The following is a 20,132-nucleotide window of genomic DNA, read 5'->3' on the forward strand; positions in this document are numbered from 1 at the left end:
TGCCATGACCACCGTCCGTACCCGCATCGCGCCTTCGCCTACTGGCGATCCCCATGTCGGCACCGCTTACATCGCCTTGTTCAACTATTGCTTTGCCAAGCAGCACGGCGGTGAGTTCATCCTGCGGATCGAGGACACCGATCAATTGCGTTCGACCCGCGAGTCGGAACAGCAGATATTCGACGCCCTGCGCTGGCTCGGCATCGACTGGAGCGAAGGTCCGGACGTCGGCGGGCCGCACGGTCCGTACCGCCAGAGCGAGCGTGGCGAGATCTACAAGCAGTACTGCCAGCAGTTGGTGGACATGGGCCACGCGTTTCCTTGCTTCTGCACCGCCGAAGAATTGGACCAGATGCGCGCCGAGCAAATCGCCCGGGGCGAGACCCCGCGCTACGACGGCCGTGCGCTGCTGCTGTCGAAGGAAGAAGTCGCCCGTCGCCTGGCCGCGGGCGAGCCTCATGTGATCCGCATGAAGGTGCCGAGCGAGGGCGTCTGCGTGGTGCCGGACATGTTGCGTGGCGATGTCGAGATCCGGTGGGACCGCATGGACATGCAAGTGCTGATGAAGACCGACGGCCTGCCGACGTACTTCCTGGCCAACGTGGTCGACGACCATCTGATGGGCATCACCCATGTGCTGCGCGGCGAAGAATGGCTGCCCTCGGCACCGAAACTGATCCTGCTCTATGAGTACTTCGGGTGGGAGCAACCGCAGTTGTGCTACATGCCGCTGCTGCGTAACCCGGACAAGAGCAAGCTGTCCAAGCGCAAGAATCCGACCTCGGTGACCTTCTACGAGCGCATGGGCTTCATGCCCGAGGCGATGCTCAACTACCTGGGCCGCATGGGCTGGTCGATGCCGGACGAGCGCGAGAAGTTCTCGCTGGAGGAGATGGTCGAGCACTTCGACCTGTCCCGCGTCTCCCTGGGCGGGCCGATTTTCGACGTCGAGAAGCTGTCCTGGCTCAACGGCCAGTGGCTGCGCGACCTGCCGGTGGAAGAGTTTGCCGCGCGGGTGCAGAAGTGGGCGTTCAACCCCGAGTACATGATGAAGATCGCCCCGCACGTGCAGGGTAGGGTAGAGACCTTCAGCCAGATCGCGCCATTGGCCGGGTTCTTTTTTGCCGGCGGCGTGACCCCGGATGTGAAACTGTTCGAATCGAAGAAACTCTCTGGCGATCAGGTGCGGCAGTTGATGCAATTGATCCTGTGGAAGCTGGAAAGCCTGCGCCAGTGGGAAAAGGACAGCATCACCGCGACCATCCAGGCGGTGGTTGAACACCTGGAGCTGAAATTGCGCGATGCGATGCCGCTGATGTTTGCCGCGATCACCGGCCAGGCGAGCTCGGTGTCGGTGCTCGATGCGATGGAAATCCTCGGGCCGGACCTGACCCGTTTCCGTCTGCGCCAGGCCATTGATCTGCTCGGTGGCGTGTCGAAGAAGGAAAACAAGGAGTGGGAAAAACTGCTGGGCGCGATTGCCTGAGCGGTCGATGGAACAAGGCATACCCCGGTTTTCCGGGGTTTGTCGGTAAGTGATTGTTATCCCGGCAAAAAATTTTCAATTTTGTTGAAAATAAATTTGACAGCCCTCGGATACGCCCTTAAGATTCGCCCCGTCCTCAGCGATGAGGGGCTATAGCTCAGCTGGGAGAGCGCTTGCATGGCATGCAAGAGGTCGACGGTTCGATCCCGTCTAGCTCCACCAATTTACAACTTCAAGGCCTGGCCACACCGGCCTTGAAGCGATCAACACTCAGCGTTGATCAGATGTTAGAAGGGTTTGCGTCCCCTTCGTCTAGTGGCCTAGGACACCGCCCTTTCACGGCGGTAACAGGGGTTCGAGTCCCCTAGGGGACGCCAGTTTTACAGAAGCGATGTTGCAACAGGATGTCGCTCCGCCGCGAGGCGAAAATCCGGGGCTATAGCTCAGCTGGGAGAGCGCTTGCATGGCATGCAAGAGGTCGACGGTTCGATCCCGTCTAGCTCCACCAATTTACACTTCGAGGTCTGGCCACACCGGCCTTGAAGCGATCAGTCCTCAGCGCTGATCATGTTCAGAAGGTTTGTGTCCCCTTCGTCTAGTGGCCTAGGACACCGCCCTTTCACGGCGGTAACAGGGGTTCGAGTCCCCTAGGGGACGCCACGATTACCCGCTCTGCGGGATTTTATAAGGGTCATTCAATTCTTGAATGGCCCTTTTGTTTGTCTGGCGTTCAGCCAATTCCCTTATCCTCGATGAATACTTCCGACCAGCGGTGAAGATTTCGCTTGCGGAAAATTATTATGGGAATAATATTTCAATCGTAATATTCGGAGGCAACGATGAGCGATAAAAAAGCACAAACCCGTGAACGCATTCTCAAGGCCGCCAGCGATGCGCTGATCCAGCGCGGGCCGGCCGAGCCGAGCGTGGGCGAGGTGATGGGCGCGGCAGGGCTGACGGTGGGCGGTTTTTATGCCCACTTCGAAAGCAAGGACGCCTTGATGCTGGAGGCGTTCAAGCAACTGCTCAATCGCCGCCGTGGCCTGATAGCCGACATGGATGCCGAGCTGACAGGCGAAGAGCGGCGCGCGTTGGTCGCGGCGTTTTACCTGTCGCGCAAACATCGTGATTCCACCGAGCAGGCGTGCCCGATCCCGGCCTCGGTCGGCGAGCTCGGGCGACTGCCGGACGCGTTTCGTGAGGTTCTCAGTGAGCATATCGAGCTGATGGTCGCGCAGTTGGCCGCCAGCCCCGAGGATGCGGACAAAGCCCTGGCCGACATCGCCTTGATGGTCGGCGGCCTGGCCCTGGCCCGGGCGTTGGGCCCGGGCGAGTTATCGGATCGTTTGCTGCGCGCCGCCAAGTCGGCGGTGCGCTGAGCTAAGGCGCAAGCCCTGGAGATGAGCATGGACAGGTTGAGCTGGATTCGTGGTGTCAATGGCACGCTTGGCCGGATAGCCCCGCGCCTGGTAGCGAAACAAATGCGCAGGGTGTTCATGAGTCCTCGGGCCCTGCCGCCGCGGGACTGGGAGCTGCCATTGCTGGCCTCGTCCGAGCGCATCACCTTGCGCTTCGGCCTGTCTGCGTTGCGCTGGGGCAAAGGACCGGCGGTGCTGCTGATGCACGGCTGGGAAGGGCGCCCGACGCAATTCGCGGCACTGATCAACGCGCTGGTGGAGGCCGGTTATACGGTGGTGGCGCTGGATGGGCCGGCTCATGGTCGCTCGCCGGGTCGCGAGGCCAATGTGCTGCTGTTCGCCAGGGCGATGCTCGAAGCCGCAGCCGAGTTGCCGCCGTTGCAAGCGGTGATCGGCCACTCCATGGGCGGCGCCAGTGCCATGCTGGCGGTTCAGCTTGGGTTGCGGACCGAGACATTGGTCAGCATCGCCGCGCCGGCGCGTATCCTCGGCGTCCTGCGTGGCTTCGCGCGGATGATGGGTTTGCCACCCAGGGCGCGTTCGGCCTTTATTCGCCAGGTGGAGCAGGACGTCGGCATGCAGGCTTCGAAGATGGATGTCGCGCAATATCAGCTGGATATTCCGGGCTTGATTGTCCACGCCGAGGACGATACGTCGGTATCGGTCAAGGAATCACAATTGATCCATGAAGCCTGGTTCGACAGCCGCTTGCTGCGCCTGGGCCAGGGCGGGCATCAACGGGTACTGGCCGATCCCCGGGTCATTGATGGTGTGTTATCACTGCTGGCCGGACGCAGCCTGCAGGCGCGGCAATCGGCCTGAGCTTCCGGTACACTGCGCCGATCCAAATTCGACCGGGAGACGGGCATGGGCTGGGATCGGGCGACGCCGTTCATCATTGATCTTCAGGTGAATGCCGAAGATATCGACGGGCTGGGTCACGCCAATAATGCGGTGTACGTTACGTGGCTGGAGCGCTGCGCGTGGCGCCATTCCCAGCGCCTGGGCCTGGACCTGGTGGAGTACCGCCGGCTTGACCGGGCCATGGCGGTGGTGCGGCACGAGATCGATTACCTGGCGGCGGCCTATGAAGGCGACGAATTGCAGTTGGCGACCTGGATCGTCGACTGGGACCAGCGGCTGAAAATGACCCGGCACTTTCAACTGGTTCGCCCCAGTGATAACGCCACATTGCTGCGCGCCCAGACCACTTTTGTCTGCATCGAACTGTCCACCGGCAGGCCCAAGCGCATGCCGCCGGAGTTTATCGAGGGCTACGGCCCTGCGCTGAATCCATCCGGCATCCTTATAGACTGACCCACCGCTATCGCGAGCAAGCTCGCTCCCACAGTGAAATGTGGTGCACTCAGGCTTTATGGGCACCCTCGGACCCTGTGGGAGCGAGCTTGCTCGCGATGACGGCGGTACATCCAACACATCTGCAGCTGACCCACCGCTATCGCGAGCAAGCTCGCTCCTACAGGTTTGGCGGTGGATTCCGATTCTGTGAAGGAAATCCGCTAAACTGCCGCACGTTTTTTCGTTGAGTGTGTTTTCCATGCAAATTGCCCTGGCGCCCATGGAGGGGTTGGTCGACAACATCCTGCGGGACGTCCTGACCCGTGTTGGCGGTATCGACTGGTGTGTCACCGAATTCATCCGCATAAACGACCGTCTGCTTACGCCGGCCTATTTTCACAAGCTTGGCCCCGAACTGCTGACCGGTGCCCGGACGGCTGCCGGCGTGCCGTTGCGGGTGCAATTGTTGGGTTCCGATCCGGTGTGCCTGGCGGAGAATGCGGCGCTGGCCTGTGAGCTGGGCTCGGAAGTCATCGACTTGAATTTTGGGTGCCCGGCCAAGACCGTGAACAAATCCCGGGGCGGGGCGGTATTGCTCAAAGAACCGGAATTGCTCAACCGGATCGTCGAGCATGTCCGTCGCGCGGTGCCGAAAAACATTCCCGTCACCGCCAAGATGCGCCTGGGCTTCGACAGCCCGGACGGCGCGCTGGTCTGCGCCACGGCCCTGGCCGAGGGCGGAGCGGCGCACATCGTCGTGCATGCGCGGACCAAGGTTGATGGCTACAAGCCGCCGGCCCACTGGGAATGGATTCCGCGGGTCCAGGACGTGGTCAAGGTGCCGGTGTTTGCCAACGGCGATATCTGGAGTGTGGAAGACTGGCGTCGTTGCCGGGAAATCAGCGGCGTCGAAGACATCATGCTCGGCCGCGGTCTGGTTTCCCGCCCTGACCTGGCCCGGCAGATCGCCGCCGCCCGGGCCGGCGAGGAGGTGGTCGAGATGTCCTGGGCCGAACTGCAGCCGATGCTCCAGGACTTCTGGATGCAAGTGGTCGACCAACTGACGCCTCGCCAGGCACCCGGTCGGTTGAAGCAGTGGCTGGCGATGTTGACCCGCAACTACCCCGAAGCGGTCGAGCTTTTCGGCGCCCTGCGCCGGGAAACCGACCTGGACGCAGTGGGTCGTTTGCTGGGTGTGCAGCGCACGGAAGCGGCCTGAAAAAATTTCCGAAAAAGCTCTTGAAAAGTATTTGGCGGTCCCTAGATAGGGAATACGCGATGCCGAATTCGGGTCGCGGAGACAAAAAAACTTGCTGAACTTTCAGGAGATTTGAATCATGAGTACTGCATTTTCGCTGGCCCCTCTGTTCCGTTCCTCGGTGGGCTTCGACCGTTTCAACGACCTGTTCGAAACCGCCCTGCGTAACGAACCGGGCAGCAGCTATCCACCCTACAACGTGGAAAAACATGGCGATGACGAATACCGCATCGTAGTCGCCGCCGCCGGTTTCCGCGAAGAGGACCTGGACCTGCAAGTGGAAAAAGGTGTGCTGACCATCAGCGGCGGCAAGCGCGAGGCCAGCAATGACAGCGTCACCTTCCTGCACCAGGGCATCGCCCAGCGTGCGTTCAAGCTGTCCTTCCGGTTGGCGGATCATATCGAGATCAAATCCGCCGGCCTGAGCAACGGTCTGTTGAGCATCGACCTGTTGCGTGTGGTGCCGGAAGAGGCGAAAGCCAAGCGCATCCCGATCAACGGTGCGCAACAGCAAGCCGCGCTGGAAAATTGATGCATCGCAGTTGAAGAAGGGCGCCGAATGGCGCCCTTTTTTGTCTTGGTAAGCAGTGAAGGATAAATTGTGGCGAGGGAGCTTGCTCCCGCTGGGCCGCGAAGCGGCCCCAAATGGTACGACTCAAACCGACCTGATACACCGAGGTGGCAGGTTTCAGGGCTGCTGCGCACCCCAGCGGGAGCAAGCTCCCTCGCCACAAAAGCTCCTAGCTAGGGCAACAACCGCTCGAACGCCTCCAGCGGCAACGGCCGGCTGTGCAGGTAACCCTGGTACAAATGACAATCGAGCCCCTGCAGGAACTTCAACTGCTCCAGCGTCTCGACGCCTTCGGCAATCATTTCCAGGTTCAGGCTGCGGGCCATGGCGACGATGGCGCGGATGATCTCGGCATCGTTGGGGTCACTCGTGGCGTCACGTACGAACGATTGGTCGATTTTCAGCGTGTCCACCGGCAGGCGCTTGAGGTAAGTCAGCGATGAATAACCGGTGCCGAAGTCGTCCATGGCAAAGCTCACCCCCAATTTCTTCAGGCGGCGCATCTTGCCAATGGTGTCGTCCAGGTTGTGGATCACGATGCCTTCGGTGATCTCCAGCTTCAACAGGGAATAGGGCAGGCCATGGCTGGCGAGGCTGGTTTCGATGCGCTCGACGAAGTCGCTCTGGCGGAACTGCCGGGGGCTGATATTCACGCACAGTTTGAACCGTCGGGGGTCGACCTTGCCCTTGGCGATCAGTTGTTTGAAGCCATCGCAGGCTTCGTCGAGGATCCAGGTGCCGACTTCCAGGATCAGGCCGCTGTCCTCCAGCACCTTGATGAACTCGTTGGGTGATTGCGCGCCCAGGTCCGGATGATGCCAGCGCACCAGCGCTTCGGCGCCGACGATGCGGTTGTCCCGGGCATCGACCTGTGGCTGGAAATGCACGCTGAACTCGTTGCGAGCCAGGGCCTGGCGCAGGTCGGTTTCCATGCGCAGCCGTTCGCTGGCAGCTTTTTGCATGGTGGCGTGGAACATCTGCGAGGTATTGCGTCCCGAATCCTTGGCGCGGTACAGGGCGATATCGGCGCGCTTGAGCAGGTCAGTGGGCGTGGAGCCGTGGTCCGGTATCAGCGCCATGCCGATGCTGGGGGTGACTTGCAGTCGTTGCCCATCGAGAAACATCGGCTCGGAGAGCAGTTCGCGAAGGGTGTCGGCCAGGGTCTGCACCTGCTGGCTGACCGCGCCGCGCGTGCCTTCCAGGCCGCTGAGCAGCACGACGAATTCATCGCCGCCCAGGCGCGCCACGGTGTCTTCGAGGCGCACGCTGGCTTCGAGGCGCGCGGTGATGATCTTCAGCACCGTGTCGCCAACCGGATGGCCGAGCGAATCATTGATGTGCTTGAAATGGTCGAGGTCGAGGAACAGCAACGCCCCGCGCAGGTTATGGCGCTTGAGCAGGGCGATCTGCTGGCTGAGCCGGTCCAGCAGCAGCGCGCGGTTGGGCAGGTTGGTCAGCGGGTCGTGATAGGCGAGGTGACGGATCTGCGCCTCGGCGTTGCGCAGCAGGCTTACGTCACGGGCGGTCAGCAGCAGGCATGCGGTTTCGTTGAGCGTGATGGGCTCGACCGATACTTCCACCGTGAGGATTTCCCCGCGCTTGTTGCGCCCGAGCATTTCCTGGTGGAGAACGCGGCCCTTGAGCTGCAATTCGGCGAGCAGCGCCGTCCGTTGCTTTTCTTCGGCCCAGATGCCGACCTCGTAGACGGTATGGCCGATGACTTCGTCGGCGCGGTAACCGGTCAGGCGACAGAAGCCATCGTTGACCTCAAGGTAGCGGCCGCTTTCGCATTCGGTAATGGTGATCGCGTCGGGGCTGGAGTGGAATGCCTTGGCAAATTTTTCCTCGCTGGCTTTCAGTGCCGCTTCGGAGCGTTGTTGCTGGGTGATGTCCCGCAGGGTGGTGACGATGCAGGGCTGGTTGCCGACACTGATCTGCCGGCTGGAGATCACGCAGGTCAGCGGCTGGCCGTTCTTGTGGTGGACGACGATGGCGACATTGCTCAGCGACTGCTCGCGGATGACCCGTTCGATGCGCTGCAGGCTGCTGCCCGAAGCTTCCCACAGGCCGATCTCGTCGGCGCTGCGGCCCAGCACATCATTGGCCGCCCAGCCGAATGTCTGGGTAAAACTGGAGTTTATTTCCAGGAACGTGCCGTCGTCCTGGTGGGTAAGGCAAATCGGATCGGGGCTGACCTGGAACAACGTGGCGAATTTTTCTTCCGAAGCCGCCAGGCTCTGTTCGCGCTCCACCTGGTCGGTGATGTCGAGCAAGGTGCCGGCCATGCGCAGCGGGCTGCCGTCGTCGTTGCGGTAGAGGCGGGCGCGACTTTCCAGGTAACGCGAGCTGCCGTCCGGCAGTTGCACGCGGTAGGTCAGCTGGTAATTGCCCGCCGGGCCTTCACGCAGGCTGCGGTAGGCGTTGCGCATGTTGTTGCGTTCTTCGGTAGGCACGCCCTCGAAAAACGCATCGAACGATTCGTGGAACGCCTGGGGCTCCAGGCCATGGAGCTGCGCGGCCCGGGCCGAGCCGTAGAGCATGCCGCTGGGGATGTGCCAGTCCCAGGTACCCAGTTGCGCCGAGTCGAGGGCCAGGTCCAGGCGCTCCTGGCTGTCCTTGAGGGCCTGTTCGGCAAGTTTGCGTTCGGTGGTGTCGAGGAAGGTGCTCAATAGATAAGGCTGGCCTTCGAGTTCGACTTTCTGGGCGCTGAGGATACCGTTGTGGACCTGGCCGTTACTGGCGCGGAATTGCACCTCCATGCTCACCAGCTCGCCCTTGGCCTTGGTGGCCTCCACCAGTTTGGCGCGCTGCGTGGGGTCGACCCACAGGCCCAGTTCCAGGGTGGTGCGGCCGATCACATTGTGGACCGGCCAGCCGAACAGGCTTTCGAAATACTGGTTGGCTTCGCTGATCAGCCCATCTTCCTGGCGGGTCAGCAGGACCATGTTCGGGCACAGGTGGAACAATGTCGCGAAGCGTTTCTCCGAGCTGCGCAGCGCCTGTTCCCGTTCGCGCTGGTGGGTGATTTCGCGGATCACCCCGATCATGCGCGGGCGACCGTGCTTGTCGGGCAGTACGCTGCCACTGATTTCCAGCCAGTGCAGGCTGCCATCGGGCCAGACGATGCGGTGGTGCATCGCCTGTTCCAACGGCACGCCGGACACGGCTGCATGGAAGGCCCGCACGGCCCTGGCCCGATCTTCGGGCAGCAGCAGGTCGAGGTAGTCGACGTCCGCCGGCAATGGCTGGCGCGGGTCGAAGCCGAACAACGCCTGGGTGCCTCGGGACCAGCTGATCTGGCCGGTATCGATGTCCCACGACCAGGCCCCCAGCCGCGCTCCGTTCAGGGCGGCGAGCAACTGTGGCGCGCTTTCCCAGCTTTGCTCCGACCGTTTCGGGTCGAGCGCCTGGATACGCGGCAGGGGCGGAGTATGGTCGGCGGGTTTGGGCATTCTCTAGCGGGCCTTGGGCGGTTGGGTGTTAGGCGCAGGCGTAATGGCCCTGTAGGAGTAGCACAACTTATGCCCTTGTCCCTGGCAGATCGATTTGTGCGTCCAATAGAGCCATGAAAGCCCGTGCAGCGTTCGACAGCGTCCTTTCGGTGTGCAGGATATAGCCTAGCTGGCGACTGAGCTGTATGCCCGGTAAAGGCACACGCGCCACTTGATCATCAAGCATCGTGCGCGGCAAAACGCTCCAGGCCAGGCCGATGGACACCATCATCTTTATGGTTTCCAGATAATTCGTGCTCATTGCGATGTTCGGCGTCAGGCCCTGGGCTTCGAACAGCCGCTGCACGATGTGATGGGTAAACGTGTTGCCTCCCGGGAAAACCGCCGGATGAAGGGCGATGTCCGCCAGGCTGACCGCGCTGTTTTCCAGCAGGGCGTGCTCCGGCGCCACCACGAAATCCAGCGGGTCGTCCCACACCGGCGTGGCCCTTACCAGCGTGTGGGGCTCGGGGGCCAGGGTGATGACCGCCAGTTCCGCCCGGCCGTGGAGAATTTCCTCGTAGGCCACTTCCGAATCCAGGAACTGAATATCCAGTGCCACCTGGGGGTAGCGTCGGGTGAACTCCCGCAATAGCGGTGGCAGGCGGTGCAAGCCGATGTGGTGGCTGGTGGCGAGGGTCAGGCGCCCGGTCACTTCGCCGGTCAGGTTGGTCAGGGCGCGGCGGGTGTCGTCCAGCACGTTGAGGATTTGATAGGCCCGTGGCAGCAGGGCCCGACCGGCTTCGGTCAGGCTCACTTCCCGGCCGAGACGGTCGAACAGGCGCACGTTGAGCTGCTGCTCGAGGCCGGCGATACGCTTGCTGATGGCCGGTTGCGTCAGGTGCAGGCGTTCACCGGCACCGGAAAAACTGCCGGTTTCAGCAATGGCAATAAAGGCATTGAGGTTGGCGAGGTCCATGGCGTTTCTGGTCGAATTCCAGTTGGTTATGCAAAGCATGAAAAATATGAATTTGAGTTATTTAATGTAGCCTCTTACCATCAGCCTCACAAGCCAAGGGGTTATTGATCCGCTCAGGACCCAGGGCATAGAAACAAGCTGATGAGGAAACCGTCTGATGGCCGGCAAAACGCTCTACGACAAGCTCTGGGATTCGCATTTGGTCAAGCAGCGCGACGATGGCTCTGCGCTGATCTACATCGACCGTCACATCATTCACGAAGTGACCTCGCCGCAAGCCTTCGAAGGTCTGCGTCTGGCCGGGCGCAAGCCTTGGCGCATCGATGCCAACATCGCGACCCCGGACCACAACGTGCCGACCACGCCGGAGCGCAAGGGTGGCATCGAAGCCATTGCCGACCAGGTTTCCCGCCTGCAAGTCCAGACCCTTGACGACAACTGTGATGAATACGGCATCGTCGAATTCAAGATGAATGACGTCCGCCAGGGCATCGTCCACGTGATCGGCCCGGAGCAGGGTGCGACCTTGCCGGGCATGACCGTGGTCTGTGGTGACTCGCATACTTCGACCCACGGCGCCTTCGGTGCGCTGGCGCATGGCATCGGTACTTCCGAGGTCGAGCACGTACTCGCCACCCAGTGCCTGGTCGCCAAGAAAATGAAAAACATGCTGGTGCGCGTCGAGGGCAAGCTGCCATTCGGCGTGACCGCCAAGGACATCGTCCTGGCCGTGATCGGCAAGATCGGCACCGCCGGCGGTAACGGCCATGCCATCGAGTTCGCTGGCAGCGCGATCCGCGATTTGTCCGTCGAAGGCCGCATGACCATCTGCAACATGTCCATCGAAGCCGGCGCCCGCGTCGGCCTGGTGGCCGCCGATGAAAAAACCGTGGAATACGTCAAGGGCCGGCCGTTTTCCCCGAAAGGCGCCGAATGGGACATGGCGGTCGAAGCCTGGAAAGACCTGGTCTCCGACCCGGACGCCAGGTTCGACACCGTGGTCGAGCTCGACGCGACGCAGATCAAGCCGCAAGTCAGCTGGGGCACGTCGCCGGAAATGGTCCTGGCCGTGGACCAGAACGTGCCGGATCCGGCCAAGGAAATGGACCTGGTCAAGCGTGACTCCATCGTCCGCGCCTTGAAATACATGGGCCTGAGCGCCAACCAGGCGATCACCGACATTCAGCTCGACCGTGTGTTCATCGGTTCCTGCACCAACTCGCGGATCGAAGACTTGCGCGCCGCAGCCGTGATCGCCAAGGGCCGCAAGGTTGCCTCGACGATCAAGCAGGCGATCGTGGTGCCGGGCTCGGGGCTGGTGAAAGCCCAGGCCGAAGCGGAAGGGCTGGACAAGATTTTCCTCGAGGCCGGTTTCGAATGGCGCGAGCCAGGCTGCTCGATGTGCCTGGCGATGAACCCGGATCGCCTGGAGTCGGGCGAGCACTGCGCCTCGACGTCCAACCGAAACTTCGAAGGCCGCCAGGGCGCCGGTGGGCGTACGCACCTGGTGAGTCCGGCCATGGCCGCCGCCGCTGCCGTCAACGGCCGTTTTGTCGATGTCCGCGAATTGATCTGAAGGAGCGCAGCATGAAAGCTTTCACCCAGCACACCGGTCTTGTCGCGCCTTTGGATCGTGCCAACGTCGACACCGACCAGATCATCCCCAAGCAATTCCTGAAGTCCATCAAACGCACCGGCTTCGGCCCGAACCTGTTTGACGAATGGCGTTACCTGGATGTGGGCCAGCCGTACCAGGACAACTCCAAGCGGCCGTTGAACAAGGAATTCGTGCTCAATGCCGAGCGTTACCAAGGCGCCAGCGTATTGCTGGCCCGCGAGAACTTCGGTTGCGGTTCGAGCCGCGAGCACGCGCCATGGGCCTTGGAAGAATACGGTTTTCGCAGCATCATCGCGCCGAGCTACGCCGACATCTTCTTCAACAACAGCTTCAAGAACGGCCTGCTGCCGATCATTCTCAGCGATGTCGAAGTGGACGAGCTGTTCCAGCAGGTCGAGGCCAACCCTGGCTATCAACTGCAGATCGACCTGGCGGCCCAGACCGTGACCCGTCCCGACGGCAAGGTGCTGGGTTTTGAAATCGACGCGTTCCGCAAGCATTGCCTGCTCAACGGCCTGGACGACATCGGCCTGACCTTGCAGGACGGCGAGGCGATTGCCGCGTTCGAAGCCAAGCACCGGGCGAGCCAGCCTTGGTTGTTTCGTGATGCTTGACTGAGGTGAGATTGATGTAGTCAGTGCTGGCCTCTTCGCGAGCAGGCTCGCTCCCACAGGGACGCCGCAATCCAGTGTGGGAGCGAGCCCGCTCGCGAAGACGGCGGTGCTGACACCACAAGGCTACAGCCCAAAAGGAAGTCCCTATGACCAGCACCGCCCACAGCCAAATCGTACAAAAGCAATTCGGCGAACAGGCCTCGGCCTACCTGAGCAGCGCCGTGCACGCCCAGGGCGCCGAATTCGCGCTGCTGCAGGCCGAGCTGGCCGGTCACGCCAATGCCCGTGTGCTGGACCTGGGCTGTGGCGCCGGGCATGTGAGCTTCCATGTGGCGCCGCTGGCCGGCGAGGTGGTGGCCTACGACCTGTCCCAGCAGATGCTCGACGTGGTTGCCGCGGCGGCGGCCGAGCGTGGCCTGGGCAATATCGGCACGGTACGTGGCGCCGCCGAGCGGCTGCCGTTCGCCGACGGCGAGTTCGACTTCGTGTTCAGCCGCTATTCGGCGCATCATTGGAGTGACCTGGGCCTGGCTTTGCGGGAGGTGCGCCGGGTGCTCAAGCCGGGCGGCGTAGCGGCGTTCATTGATATCCTGTCGCCGGGCATGCCGCTGCTCGATACCTACCTGCAAAGCGTCGAAGTGCTGCGCGACACCAGCCATGTGCGCGACTATTCGGCTGCCGAGTGGTTGCAGCAGGTCAGCGACGCGGGACTGCACACCCGTAGCACCTCGCGCCAGCGTCTGCGCCTGGAATACCGTTCGTGGGTCGAGCGCATGCGTACTCCGGAGGTAATGCGGGCGGCGATTCTCGAGCTGCAGCGCTCGATGGGCGATGAAGTGCGTGAATATTTTCAGATTGAGGCCGATGGATCGTTCAGTACGGATGTACTGGTGCTGTGGGCCGAGCGATAGCATTTTTCCCGGCTAGCCCAAGGGCGCCGACAGTTAACGAGGAAAGCATGAGCAAGCAGATTCTGATTCTCCCAGGTGATGGCATCGGCCCGGAAATCATGGCCGAGGCGGTCAAGGTCCTGGAGTTGGCGAACGCCAAGTACGGCCTGGGTTTCGAACTCAGCCACGACGTGATCGGTGGCGCCGCCATCGACAAGCACGGCGTGCCGCTGGCCGATGAAACCCTGGACCGTGCCCGTGCCGCCGATGCCGTGCTGCTGGGCGCCGTGGGCGGGCCGAAATGGGACAAGATCGAACGCGACATCCGCCCCGAGCGCGGGCTGCTGAAGATTCGCGCGCGACTGGGCCTGTTCGGCAACCTGCGTCCGGCGATCCTTTATCCGCAACTGGCCGATGCATCGAGCTTGAAGCCAGAAATCGTCTCCGGCCTGGACATCCTCATCGTGCGTGAGCTGACCGGCGGTATCTACTTCGGTGCCCCGCGCGGTACCCGTGAGCTGGAAAACGGCGAGCGCCAGGCCTACGACACCCTGCCGTACAGCGAAAGCGAAATCCGCCGTATCGCCCGGGTCGGCTTCGACATGGCCCGCGTGCGTGGCAAGAAGCTGTGCTCGGTGGACAAGGCCAACGTGCTGGCGTCCAGCCAACTGTGGCGCGAAGTGGTCGAGCAGGTGGCCAAGGATTACCCGGACATCGAGCTGAGCCACATGTACGTCGACAACGCCGCGATGCAACTGGTGCGCGCGCCGAAGCAGTTCGATGTGATTGTCACCGACAACATGTTCGGCGACATCCTGTCCGACGAAGCGTCGATGCTCACCGGTTCCATCGGCATGCTGCCGTCGGCCTCCCTGGATGCCAACAACAAAGGCATGTACGAGCCGTGCCACGGTTCGGCGCCGGACATTGCCGGGCAGGGCATTGCCAACCCGTTGGCGACCATCCTGTCGGTGTCGATGATGCTGCGCTACAGCTTCAACTTGAACGATGCCGCCGACGCGATTGAAAAAGCCGTCAGCGTGGTCCTGGACCAGGGCTTGCGCACCGGTGACATCTGGTCACAAGGTTGCACCAAGGTCGGTACGCAGCAAATGGGCGATGCAGTAGTCGCCGCGCTGCGGAATCTGTAATCTTTCGGGCCCACTGCTTCGACGGTGGCCCACTTTTGTATAGGTGTAGTTGCGATGAAACGTGTAGGTCTGATCGGTTGGCGCGGCATGGTCGGTTCCGTGCTCATGCAGCGAATGCTGGAAGAGCAGGATTTCGATCTCATTGAGCCGGTGTTTTTCACCACCTCCAACGTCGGTGGCCAAGGCCCGTCCGTGGGCAAGGACACCGGTGTGCTCAAGGATGCCTACAGCATCGAAGAGCTCAAGACCCTCGACGTGATCCTGACCTGCCAGGGCGGCGACTACACCAGCGAAGTGTTCCCCAAGCTGCGTGAAGCCGGCTGGCAGGGTTACTGGATCGACGCCGCTTCCAGCCTGCGCATGCAGGATGACGCGGTGATCATCCTCGACCCGGTCAACCGCAAGGTCATTGACCAGCAGCTGGACGCGGGCACCAAGAACTACATCGGCGGCAACTGCACCGTCAGCCTGATGCTGATGGGGCTGGGCGGCCTGTTCGAGGCTGGCCTGGTCGAATGGATGAGCGCCATGACCTATCAGGCGGCCTCCGGTGCCGGCGCGCAGAACATGCGCGAACTGATCAAACAGATGGGCGCGACCCACGCCGCTGTCGCCGATGACCTGGCCAACCCGGCCAGCGCCATCCTCGACATCGATCGCAAGGTCGCCGAGGCGATGCGCAGCGATGCCTACCCGACCGAGAACTTCGGCGTGCCGCTGGCTGGCAGCCTGATCCCGTGGATCGACAAGGAACTGCCTAACGGCCAGAGCCGTGAAGAGTGGAAGGCCCAGGCCGAAACCAACAAGATCCTCGGTCGCTTCAAGAGCCCGATCCCGGTGGACGGCATCTGTGTGCGCATCGGCGCCATGCGTTGCCATAGCCAGGCGCTGACCATCAAGCTGAACAAGGACGTGCCGATCGCCGACATCGAAGGGCTGATCAGCCAGCACAACCCTTGGGTCAAGCTGGTGCCGAACAACCGCGAAACCAGCATTCAAGAGCTGAGCCCGACCAAGGTCACCGGCACCCTGAACGTGCCGGTGGGCCGTCTGCGCAAACTGAACATGGGTTCGCAATTCGTCGGCGCTTTCACCGTCGGCGATCAGCTGCTGTGGGGCGCGGCCGAACCGCTGCGCCGCATGCTGCGGATCCTGCTCGAGCGTTGATCGGTTGCTGCTGTTGAAGAACCCGTGCCTTGCGAGAGGCACGGGTTTTTTTATATTGGTTTGGTGAAATCCCCGTGGCGAGGGAGCTTGCTCCCGCTGGGCTGCGCAGCAGCCCCAAAATTCTGGCGGTTGCTACGCAACCGAGCGGGAGCAAGCTCCCTCGCCACGAGTTCTCTTGTGTCCAATTGCTTGCCCGCCAACCACCCGGTAAAGTGCCGCTCCCCACGTTTTACCTGAGGTAGACCCATGAGCCAGTCCTTTGATATTGCCGTGATCGGCGCCACCGGTACTGTCGGCGAAACCCTGGTGCAGATCCTCGAAGAACGGGATTTTCCGATCGGCACCCTGCACCTGCTGGCGAGCAGTGAGTCGGCGGGGAGTTCGGTGCTGTTTCGCGGCAAGAACGTGCGGGTGCGCGAGGTCGATGAATTCGATTTCGGCAAGGTCCAACTGGTGTTCTTCGCCGCCGGCCCGGCGGTCACCCTGAGTTTTGCACCACGCGCCACGGCCGCCGGTTGTGCGCTGATCGACCTCTCCGGCGCGCTGCCGCCGGAGCAGGCGCCGCAGATCGTGCCAGAGGCCAACGCCCGGTTGCTGGCCGGCCTGAGCAAACCGTTCCAGGTCAGCAGCCCCAGCGCCTCGGCCACTGCGCTCGCCGTGGTGCTGGCGCCGCTGCGCGATTGCCTGGACCTGCAACGCATCAGCCTGACCGCCAGTCTCGCCGTCTCCGCCCAGGGGCGCGCAGCGGTGAGCGAGTTGGCGCGCCAGACCGCCGAGTTGCTCAATGCCCGTCCGCTGGAGCCGAAATTCTTCGATCGGCAGATGGCGTTCAACCTGCTGGCCCAGGTCGGTGTCCCGGATGAGCAGGGTCATACGCTGCTGGAGAAGCGCCTGGTCCGCGAGCTGCGCCAAGTGCTTGCGCAACCTTTGTTAAAGATTTCCGTCACTTGCATTCAAGCGCCGGTGTTTTTCGGCGATAGCTTTAGCGTGACCGTACAGTCCGCGAGCGCTGTTGACCTGGCGAAGGTCAACGCAGCCCTGGAGGCGGCGCCCGGCATTGAGCTGGTGGAGGCGGGTGACTACCCGACGCCGGTGGGCGATGCGGTCGGCCAGGATGTGGTTTATGTCGGGCGTGTGCGCGGTGGCGTGGACGATCCGGCGGAACTGAATCTGTGGCTGACGGCGGATAACGTGCGTAAGGGCGCGGCGCTCAATGCCGTGCAGGTGGCTGAGTTGTTGATAAAAGACTTGCTGTAAAAGATACTTGGCAACAATTTGTCGAATGAGTCTAGCTGGGCGCTATGCTTGGCCAGAGTGCTGAAGGCGAACCTCCTCCCCGGGGCGTCCTCGGGCATGAGTGAAACGATCGCGCGCGCCGTCGCTTCGGGGCTGCGCGCAATGCCTTACGGCAGCGGCATCAACACCTTCTCGCTGGCCGAGGAATGTTCAAACAAAGGAAGAGGCTATGGTTCAAGTTCGCAAACTGGTGTTAGCAATAGCGGCCGCCTCGGCGCTGTCCTCCGGTATGGCGCAAGCGCTCGGGCTCGGGGAGTTGACCCTGAAGTCGCCGCCGAACCAGCCTTTGGTCGCCGAGATCGAGCTGCTCGATGTCCAGCAACTGACCGCCGCCGAAGTCGTGCCGAGCCTGGCGCCCCCAGAAGAGTTCGCCAAGGCGGGCATTGACCGCCAAGCCTTCCTCAATGACCTGAGCTTCACCCCGGTGATCAACGCCAACGGCCGCAGTGTCCTGCGGGTGACGTCCAGCCGGCCGCTGTCCGAGCCGATGGTCAAGTTCCTGGTGCAGGTGATGTGGCCCAACGGCCGCTTGCTGCGCGACTACAGCGTGCTGCTCGATCCGTCCAAATTCTCGCCGCAGGCCGCCGATGCTGCGCGGGCGAAGCCGTCCCAAGCGGTTTCCACACCGGTCACCGGGGCCACCAAGCCGTCCCAATACACCACCACGCCGCGCGACACCCTGTGGGAAATCGCCGCCAAGGTGCGCAACGGTGGATCGGTGCAACAGACCATGCTGGCGATTCAGGCGTTGAACCCGAACGCCTTCATCAACGGCAATATCAACCTGCTCAAGACCGGCCAGGTGCTGCGCCTGCCGGATCCGGTGCAAAGCACGGCGCTGCCGCAACCCCAGGCCATCGCCGAAGTGGCTGCACAGAACGCCGCCTGGCGCCAGGGGCATCGGGGTGTGGCGGGTAACGGCCGGCAGCAGTTGGACGCGACCAAGCGGGGCGCTGCCGAGGGCGCGCCAGCCCAGGCCGCCGCGCGCGACAACCTGAGCCTGGTTTCCGCCGAGTCGGCGAAGGCCGGCGCCAAGGGCAAGGGCGCTGCCGGTGATGCCCAGGCACTGAGCAACCAGCTTGCAGTGACCCAGGAAAGCCTTGATGCGGCTCGCCGCGACAACGAAGAACTGAAAAGCCGCATGGCCGACCTGCAGAGCCAATTGGACAAGCTGCAGCGTCTGATCGAACTGAAAAACAACCAGCTGGCGAAAATGCAGGCTGATGGCGCTGCTGTACCGCCTGCGGGCGAGTCGACCCCGACGATGTCGGCCGAGCTGACCCCGGCGCCGTCGACACAACCACCGGCGCCAACACCAGCACCCGAGGCCGCCCCGGAAGCGACGCCGCCCGCCGCACCGGTCGAGCCGACACCTGCCGCTTCCGATGAAAAGAAATACAACGACCTGCTGACCAATCCGATCCTCCTGGGGCTGATTGGCGGCGGCGCGTTGATCCTGTTGCTGCTTCTGTTGCTGCTTGCCCGTCGCCGCAAGGCCCAGCAGGAAGCCGAGAAACATCTGCGCATGGCCCGAGCCCTCGAGGAGGAGGCCGACTTCTCCCCGGAGCTCGATCTGCCCCCGAGCAGCTTCGAGGGCATTGAGGTTCCACCACCTAGCGTAAAACTCGAACCCAAGCCAGCCCCGACGCCAGCGCCCAAGCCGGCTCCGGTGATTGCGCCAGTGATTGTCACGCCGCCCATTGCCGCACCGTTGGTGGCCCCGGCCGCCGATCGTTCCGACGACGTGCTGCCTCAGGCCCAGTCGCACATCGATCGCGGTCGTTTGAACCAGGCGGCCGATCTGCTGGAGCAGGGCATCAAGGCTGAGCCTCAGCGCAGCGATCTGCGTTTGAAGTTGATGGAGGTCTACGGCCAACAGGGCGACCGAGACGCCTTTGTCGCCCAGGAACGCCAACTGGTCGCCAATGGTGAAAACTACGCCCAGGTCGAACAGCTCAAGAGCCGTTTCCCGGCCATGGCGGTCGCCGCTGGCGCAGGCCTGGCCGCCGCAGCCGTGGCTGCCGAACTGGATGCGCAGTACGTCAAGGAACTGCTGGAAGACAAGCCGGCGACCGATGAAGAGCTCGACAACGCTTTTGACCTGAGCCTGGACGACTTTGATACGACGCCCGCAGCGCCGGCACCCGAGCCGCTCAACGAGCTGGACGCGTTTCCGGAAGACGATGACCTGAGTTTCGAGTCGGTGCTCAAGCAGCAGACCGAGGCCAACGAAAGCCTCGACGACCTGTCGGAGTTCGACCTGGACCTGGGCGCCGATGCTCCGGCACCCGCCCTGGAGGACGAAGATTTCCTGCTGGGCCTGGAGGATGACCTCAAGGGCCTGGACGTCCCGGCTGCCGAAACGCCGGCCCTGAACGACACCCCGGCCGACGATCTTGAGCTGCCGGCGGATTTCGACCTGTCCCTGGCGGACGAAATGGATGCCCATGACCAGCCCAAGGATGCCTTCGAATCCGAGCTGGATGATGTCAACGCTGAGCTGGATCGTTTGTCCGACAGCCTCGGTCAGCCGACCTTCACGGCCGATGATGCCTTGGCGACCGCTGACGACGAGCCGGATTTCGACTTCCTCAGCGGCACCAACGAAGTGGCGACCAAGCTCGATCTGGCCCAGGCCTACATCGACATGGGCGACGACGATGGCGCCCGGGATATCCTGGGTGAAGTCCTCAACGAAGGCGATGCCACGCAGAAGAGTGAAGCGCAGGAAATGTTGTCGCGCCTGGCTTGAGGTGATGGGGTAAACAACAACGGCAGCCGGTGAGGCTGCCGTTTTTGTTTGCAGGGGTTGGATGGTGTCTGGGCTGGCCTCATCGCGAGCCAGCTCGCTCCCACAGGTCGGTGCTCACTGGAGATCCCATGTGGGAGCGAGCTTGCTCGCGATGGCGCCAGTCGATTCCACGCAGAACCACCGGTTGCACTGGCATCGCGCC

Annotated in this window: 15 protein-coding genes and 4 tRNA genes; 17 read left to right on the forward strand and 2 right to left on the reverse strand. The window is 62.5% G+C overall.

Features of this window, described 5'->3' with window-relative positions; translation table 11 throughout:
• The first annotated feature begins 4 nt into the window (after nt 1-4).
• The 10 genes from gltX to J3P97_RS08900 all read left to right on the forward strand — a co-directional run bounded on the left by gltX (nt 5) and on the right by J3P97_RS08900 (nt 5,993).
• A complete protein-coding gene (gene gltX, locus J3P97_RS08855) occupies nt 5-1,486 on the forward strand; it encodes a glutamate--tRNA ligase (protein ID WP_434673942.1) in 1,482 nt (493 codons plus the stop codon).
• 146 nt (nt 1,487-1,632) lie between these two features.
• Nucleotides 1,633-1,708 (forward strand) — tRNA-Ala (locus J3P97_RS08860).
• Between the two features lie 79 nt (nt 1,709-1,787).
• Nucleotides 1,788-1,863 (forward strand) — tRNA-Glu (locus J3P97_RS08865).
• 55 nt (nt 1,864-1,918) lie between these two features.
• Nucleotides 1,919-1,994, forward strand: a tRNA-Ala gene (locus J3P97_RS08870).
• A gap of 76 nt (nt 1,995-2,070) precedes the next feature.
• Nucleotides 2,071-2,146: transfer RNA gene (locus J3P97_RS08875), tRNA-Glu, on the forward strand.
• Between the two features lie 179 nt (nt 2,147-2,325).
• On the forward strand, nt 2,326-2,865 hold the full coding sequence (locus tag J3P97_RS08880; protein ID WP_305495839.1) for a TetR/AcrR family transcriptional regulator: 540 nt from the start codon (nt 2,326-2,328) through the stop codon (nt 2,863-2,865).
• Nucleotides 2,866-2,892: 27 nt separating this feature from the next.
• Nucleotides 2,893-3,726, forward strand: coding sequence for an alpha/beta fold hydrolase (locus J3P97_RS08885; protein ID WP_434569220.1), 834 nt, complete (start codon nt 2,893-2,895; stop codon nt 3,724-3,726).
• Nucleotides 3,727-3,771: 45 nt separating this feature from the next.
• Nucleotides 3,772-4,221 carry an acyl-CoA thioesterase gene (locus tag J3P97_RS08890; protein WP_434569219.1) on the forward strand — a complete coding sequence of 150 codons (450 nt, stop codon included), beginning with the start codon at nt 3,772-3,774 and terminating at the stop codon, nt 4,219-4,221.
• 241 nt (nt 4,222-4,462) lie between these two features.
• Nucleotides 4,463-5,422 carry a tRNA dihydrouridine synthase gene (locus J3P97_RS08895; RefSeq protein WP_434673943.1) on the forward strand — a complete coding sequence of 320 codons (960 nt, stop codon included), beginning with the start codon at nt 4,463-4,465 and terminating at the stop codon, nt 5,420-5,422.
• A 118-nt stretch (nt 5,423-5,540) separates the two neighbouring features.
• Nucleotides 5,541-5,993 (forward strand): Hsp20 family protein, encoded by a 453-nt coding sequence (locus J3P97_RS08900; RefSeq protein ID WP_434569217.1) that lies wholly within the window; start codon nt 5,541-5,543, stop codon nt 5,991-5,993.
• Between the two features lie 212 nt (nt 5,994-6,205).
• On the opposite strand, the gene J3P97_RS08905 is transcribed toward J3P97_RS08900, so the two are convergent.
• Both J3P97_RS08905 and J3P97_RS08910 read right to left on the reverse strand, forming a co-directional pair.
• The gene (locus tag J3P97_RS08905) at nt 6,206-9,484 is read right to left on the reverse strand and encodes an EAL domain-containing protein (RefSeq protein ID WP_434603479.1); all 3,279 of its coding nucleotides are present in this window, start codon (nt 9,482-9,484) and stop codon (nt 6,206-6,208) included.
• 67 nt (nt 9,485-9,551) lie between these two features.
• Nucleotides 9,552-10,442, reverse strand: a complete 891-nt coding sequence (locus tag J3P97_RS08910) for a LysR family transcriptional regulator (protein ID WP_434569215.1) — start codon at nt 10,440-10,442, stop codon at nt 9,552-9,554.
• 157 nt (nt 10,443-10,599) lie between these two features.
• On the opposite strand from J3P97_RS08910, the gene leuC reads away from it, so the two are divergent.
• The 7 genes from leuC to J3P97_RS08945 all read left to right on the forward strand — a co-directional run bounded on the left by leuC (nt 10,600) and on the right by J3P97_RS08945 (nt 19,930).
• Nucleotides 10,600-12,018 carry a 3-isopropylmalate dehydratase large subunit gene (gene leuC / locus J3P97_RS08915; protein WP_305495827.1) on the forward strand — a complete coding sequence of 473 codons (1,419 nt, stop codon included), beginning with the start codon at nt 10,600-10,602 and terminating at the stop codon, nt 12,016-12,018.
• Nucleotides 12,019-12,029: 11 nt separating this feature from the next.
• Complete coding sequence (gene leuD, locus J3P97_RS08920; RefSeq protein WP_434673944.1) at nt 12,030-12,674, forward strand: 3-isopropylmalate dehydratase small subunit; 645 nt, start codon at nt 12,030-12,032, stop codon at nt 12,672-12,674.
• A gap of 146 nt (nt 12,675-12,820) precedes the next feature.
• On the forward strand, nt 12,821-13,585 hold the full coding sequence (locus tag J3P97_RS08925; RefSeq protein ID WP_434673945.1) for a class I SAM-dependent methyltransferase: 765 nt from the start codon (nt 12,821-12,823) through the stop codon (nt 13,583-13,585).
• Nucleotides 13,586-13,632: 47 nt separating this feature from the next.
• The gene (gene leuB / locus J3P97_RS08930; RefSeq protein WP_434673946.1) at nt 13,633-14,715 is read left to right on the forward strand and encodes a 3-isopropylmalate dehydrogenase; all 1,083 of its coding nucleotides are present in this window, start codon (nt 13,633-13,635) and stop codon (nt 14,713-14,715) included.
• Between the two features lie 54 nt (nt 14,716-14,769).
• Complete coding sequence (gene asd / locus J3P97_RS08935; protein ID WP_434569212.1) at nt 14,770-15,882, forward strand: aspartate-semialdehyde dehydrogenase; 1,113 nt, start codon at nt 14,770-14,772, stop codon at nt 15,880-15,882.
• A 246-nt stretch (nt 15,883-16,128) separates the two neighbouring features.
• A complete protein-coding gene (locus J3P97_RS08940; protein ID WP_434673947.1) occupies nt 16,129-17,139 on the forward strand; it encodes an aspartate-semialdehyde dehydrogenase in 1,011 nt (336 codons plus the stop codon).
• A 208-nt stretch (nt 17,140-17,347) separates the two neighbouring features.
• Nucleotides 17,348-19,930: a FimV/HubP family polar landmark protein gene (locus tag J3P97_RS08945; RefSeq protein ID WP_434673948.1), complete on the forward strand. Its 2,583-nt coding sequence runs from the start codon at nt 17,348-17,350 to the stop codon at nt 19,928-19,930.
• The last annotated feature ends 202 nt before the right edge of the window (nt 19,931-20,132 follow it).

It is taken from the genome of Pseudomonas sp. R1-15 (assembly GCF_051132085.1).
Lineage (GTDB): Bacteria > Pseudomonadota > Gammaproteobacteria > Pseudomonadales > Pseudomonadaceae > Aquipseudomonas.

What these genes read in the sequence shown, in the direction of transcription:
- gltX (WP_434673942.1), top strand. Translation starts at nt 5, where the DNA reads ATGACCACCGTCCGTACCCGCATCGCGCCTTCGCCTACTGGCGATCCC.
- J3P97_RS08880 (WP_305495839.1), top strand. Translation starts at nt 2,326, where the DNA reads ATGAGCGATAAAAAAGCACAAACCCGTGAACGCATTCTCAAGGCCGCC.
- J3P97_RS08885 (WP_434569220.1), top strand. Translation starts at nt 2,893, where the DNA reads ATGGACAGGTTGAGCTGGATTCGTGGTGTCAATGGCACGCTTGGCCGG.
- J3P97_RS08890 (WP_434569219.1), top strand. Translation starts at nt 3,772, where the DNA reads ATGGGCTGGGATCGGGCGACGCCGTTCATCATTGATCTTCAGGTGAAT.
- J3P97_RS08895 (WP_434673943.1), top strand. Translation starts at nt 4,463, where the DNA reads ATGCAAATTGCCCTGGCGCCCATGGAGGGGTTGGTCGACAACATCCTG.
- J3P97_RS08900 (WP_434569217.1), top strand. Translation starts at nt 5,541, where the DNA reads ATGAGTACTGCATTTTCGCTGGCCCCTCTGTTCCGTTCCTCGGTGGGC.
- J3P97_RS08905 (WP_434603479.1), bottom strand. Translation starts at nt 9,484, where the DNA reads ATGCCCAAACCCGCCGACCATACTCCGCCCCTGCCGCGTATCCAGGCG.
- J3P97_RS08910 (WP_434569215.1), bottom strand. Translation starts at nt 10,442, where the DNA reads ATGGACCTCGCCAACCTCAATGCCTTTATTGCCATTGCTGAAACCGGC.
- leuC (WP_305495827.1), top strand. Translation starts at nt 10,600, where the DNA reads ATGGCCGGCAAAACGCTCTACGACAAGCTCTGGGATTCGCATTTGGTC.
- leuD (WP_434673944.1), top strand. Translation starts at nt 12,030, where the DNA reads ATGAAAGCTTTCACCCAGCACACCGGTCTTGTCGCGCCTTTGGATCGT.
- J3P97_RS08925 (WP_434673945.1), top strand. Translation starts at nt 12,821, where the DNA reads ATGACCAGCACCGCCCACAGCCAAATCGTACAAAAGCAATTCGGCGAA.
- leuB (WP_434673946.1), top strand. Translation starts at nt 13,633, where the DNA reads ATGAGCAAGCAGATTCTGATTCTCCCAGGTGATGGCATCGGCCCGGAA.
- asd (WP_434569212.1), top strand. Translation starts at nt 14,770, where the DNA reads ATGAAACGTGTAGGTCTGATCGGTTGGCGCGGCATGGTCGGTTCCGTG.
- J3P97_RS08940 (WP_434673947.1), top strand. Translation starts at nt 16,129, where the DNA reads ATGAGCCAGTCCTTTGATATTGCCGTGATCGGCGCCACCGGTACTGTC.
- J3P97_RS08945 (WP_434673948.1), top strand. Translation starts at nt 17,348, where the DNA reads ATGGTTCAAGTTCGCAAACTGGTGTTAGCAATAGCGGCCGCCTCGGCG.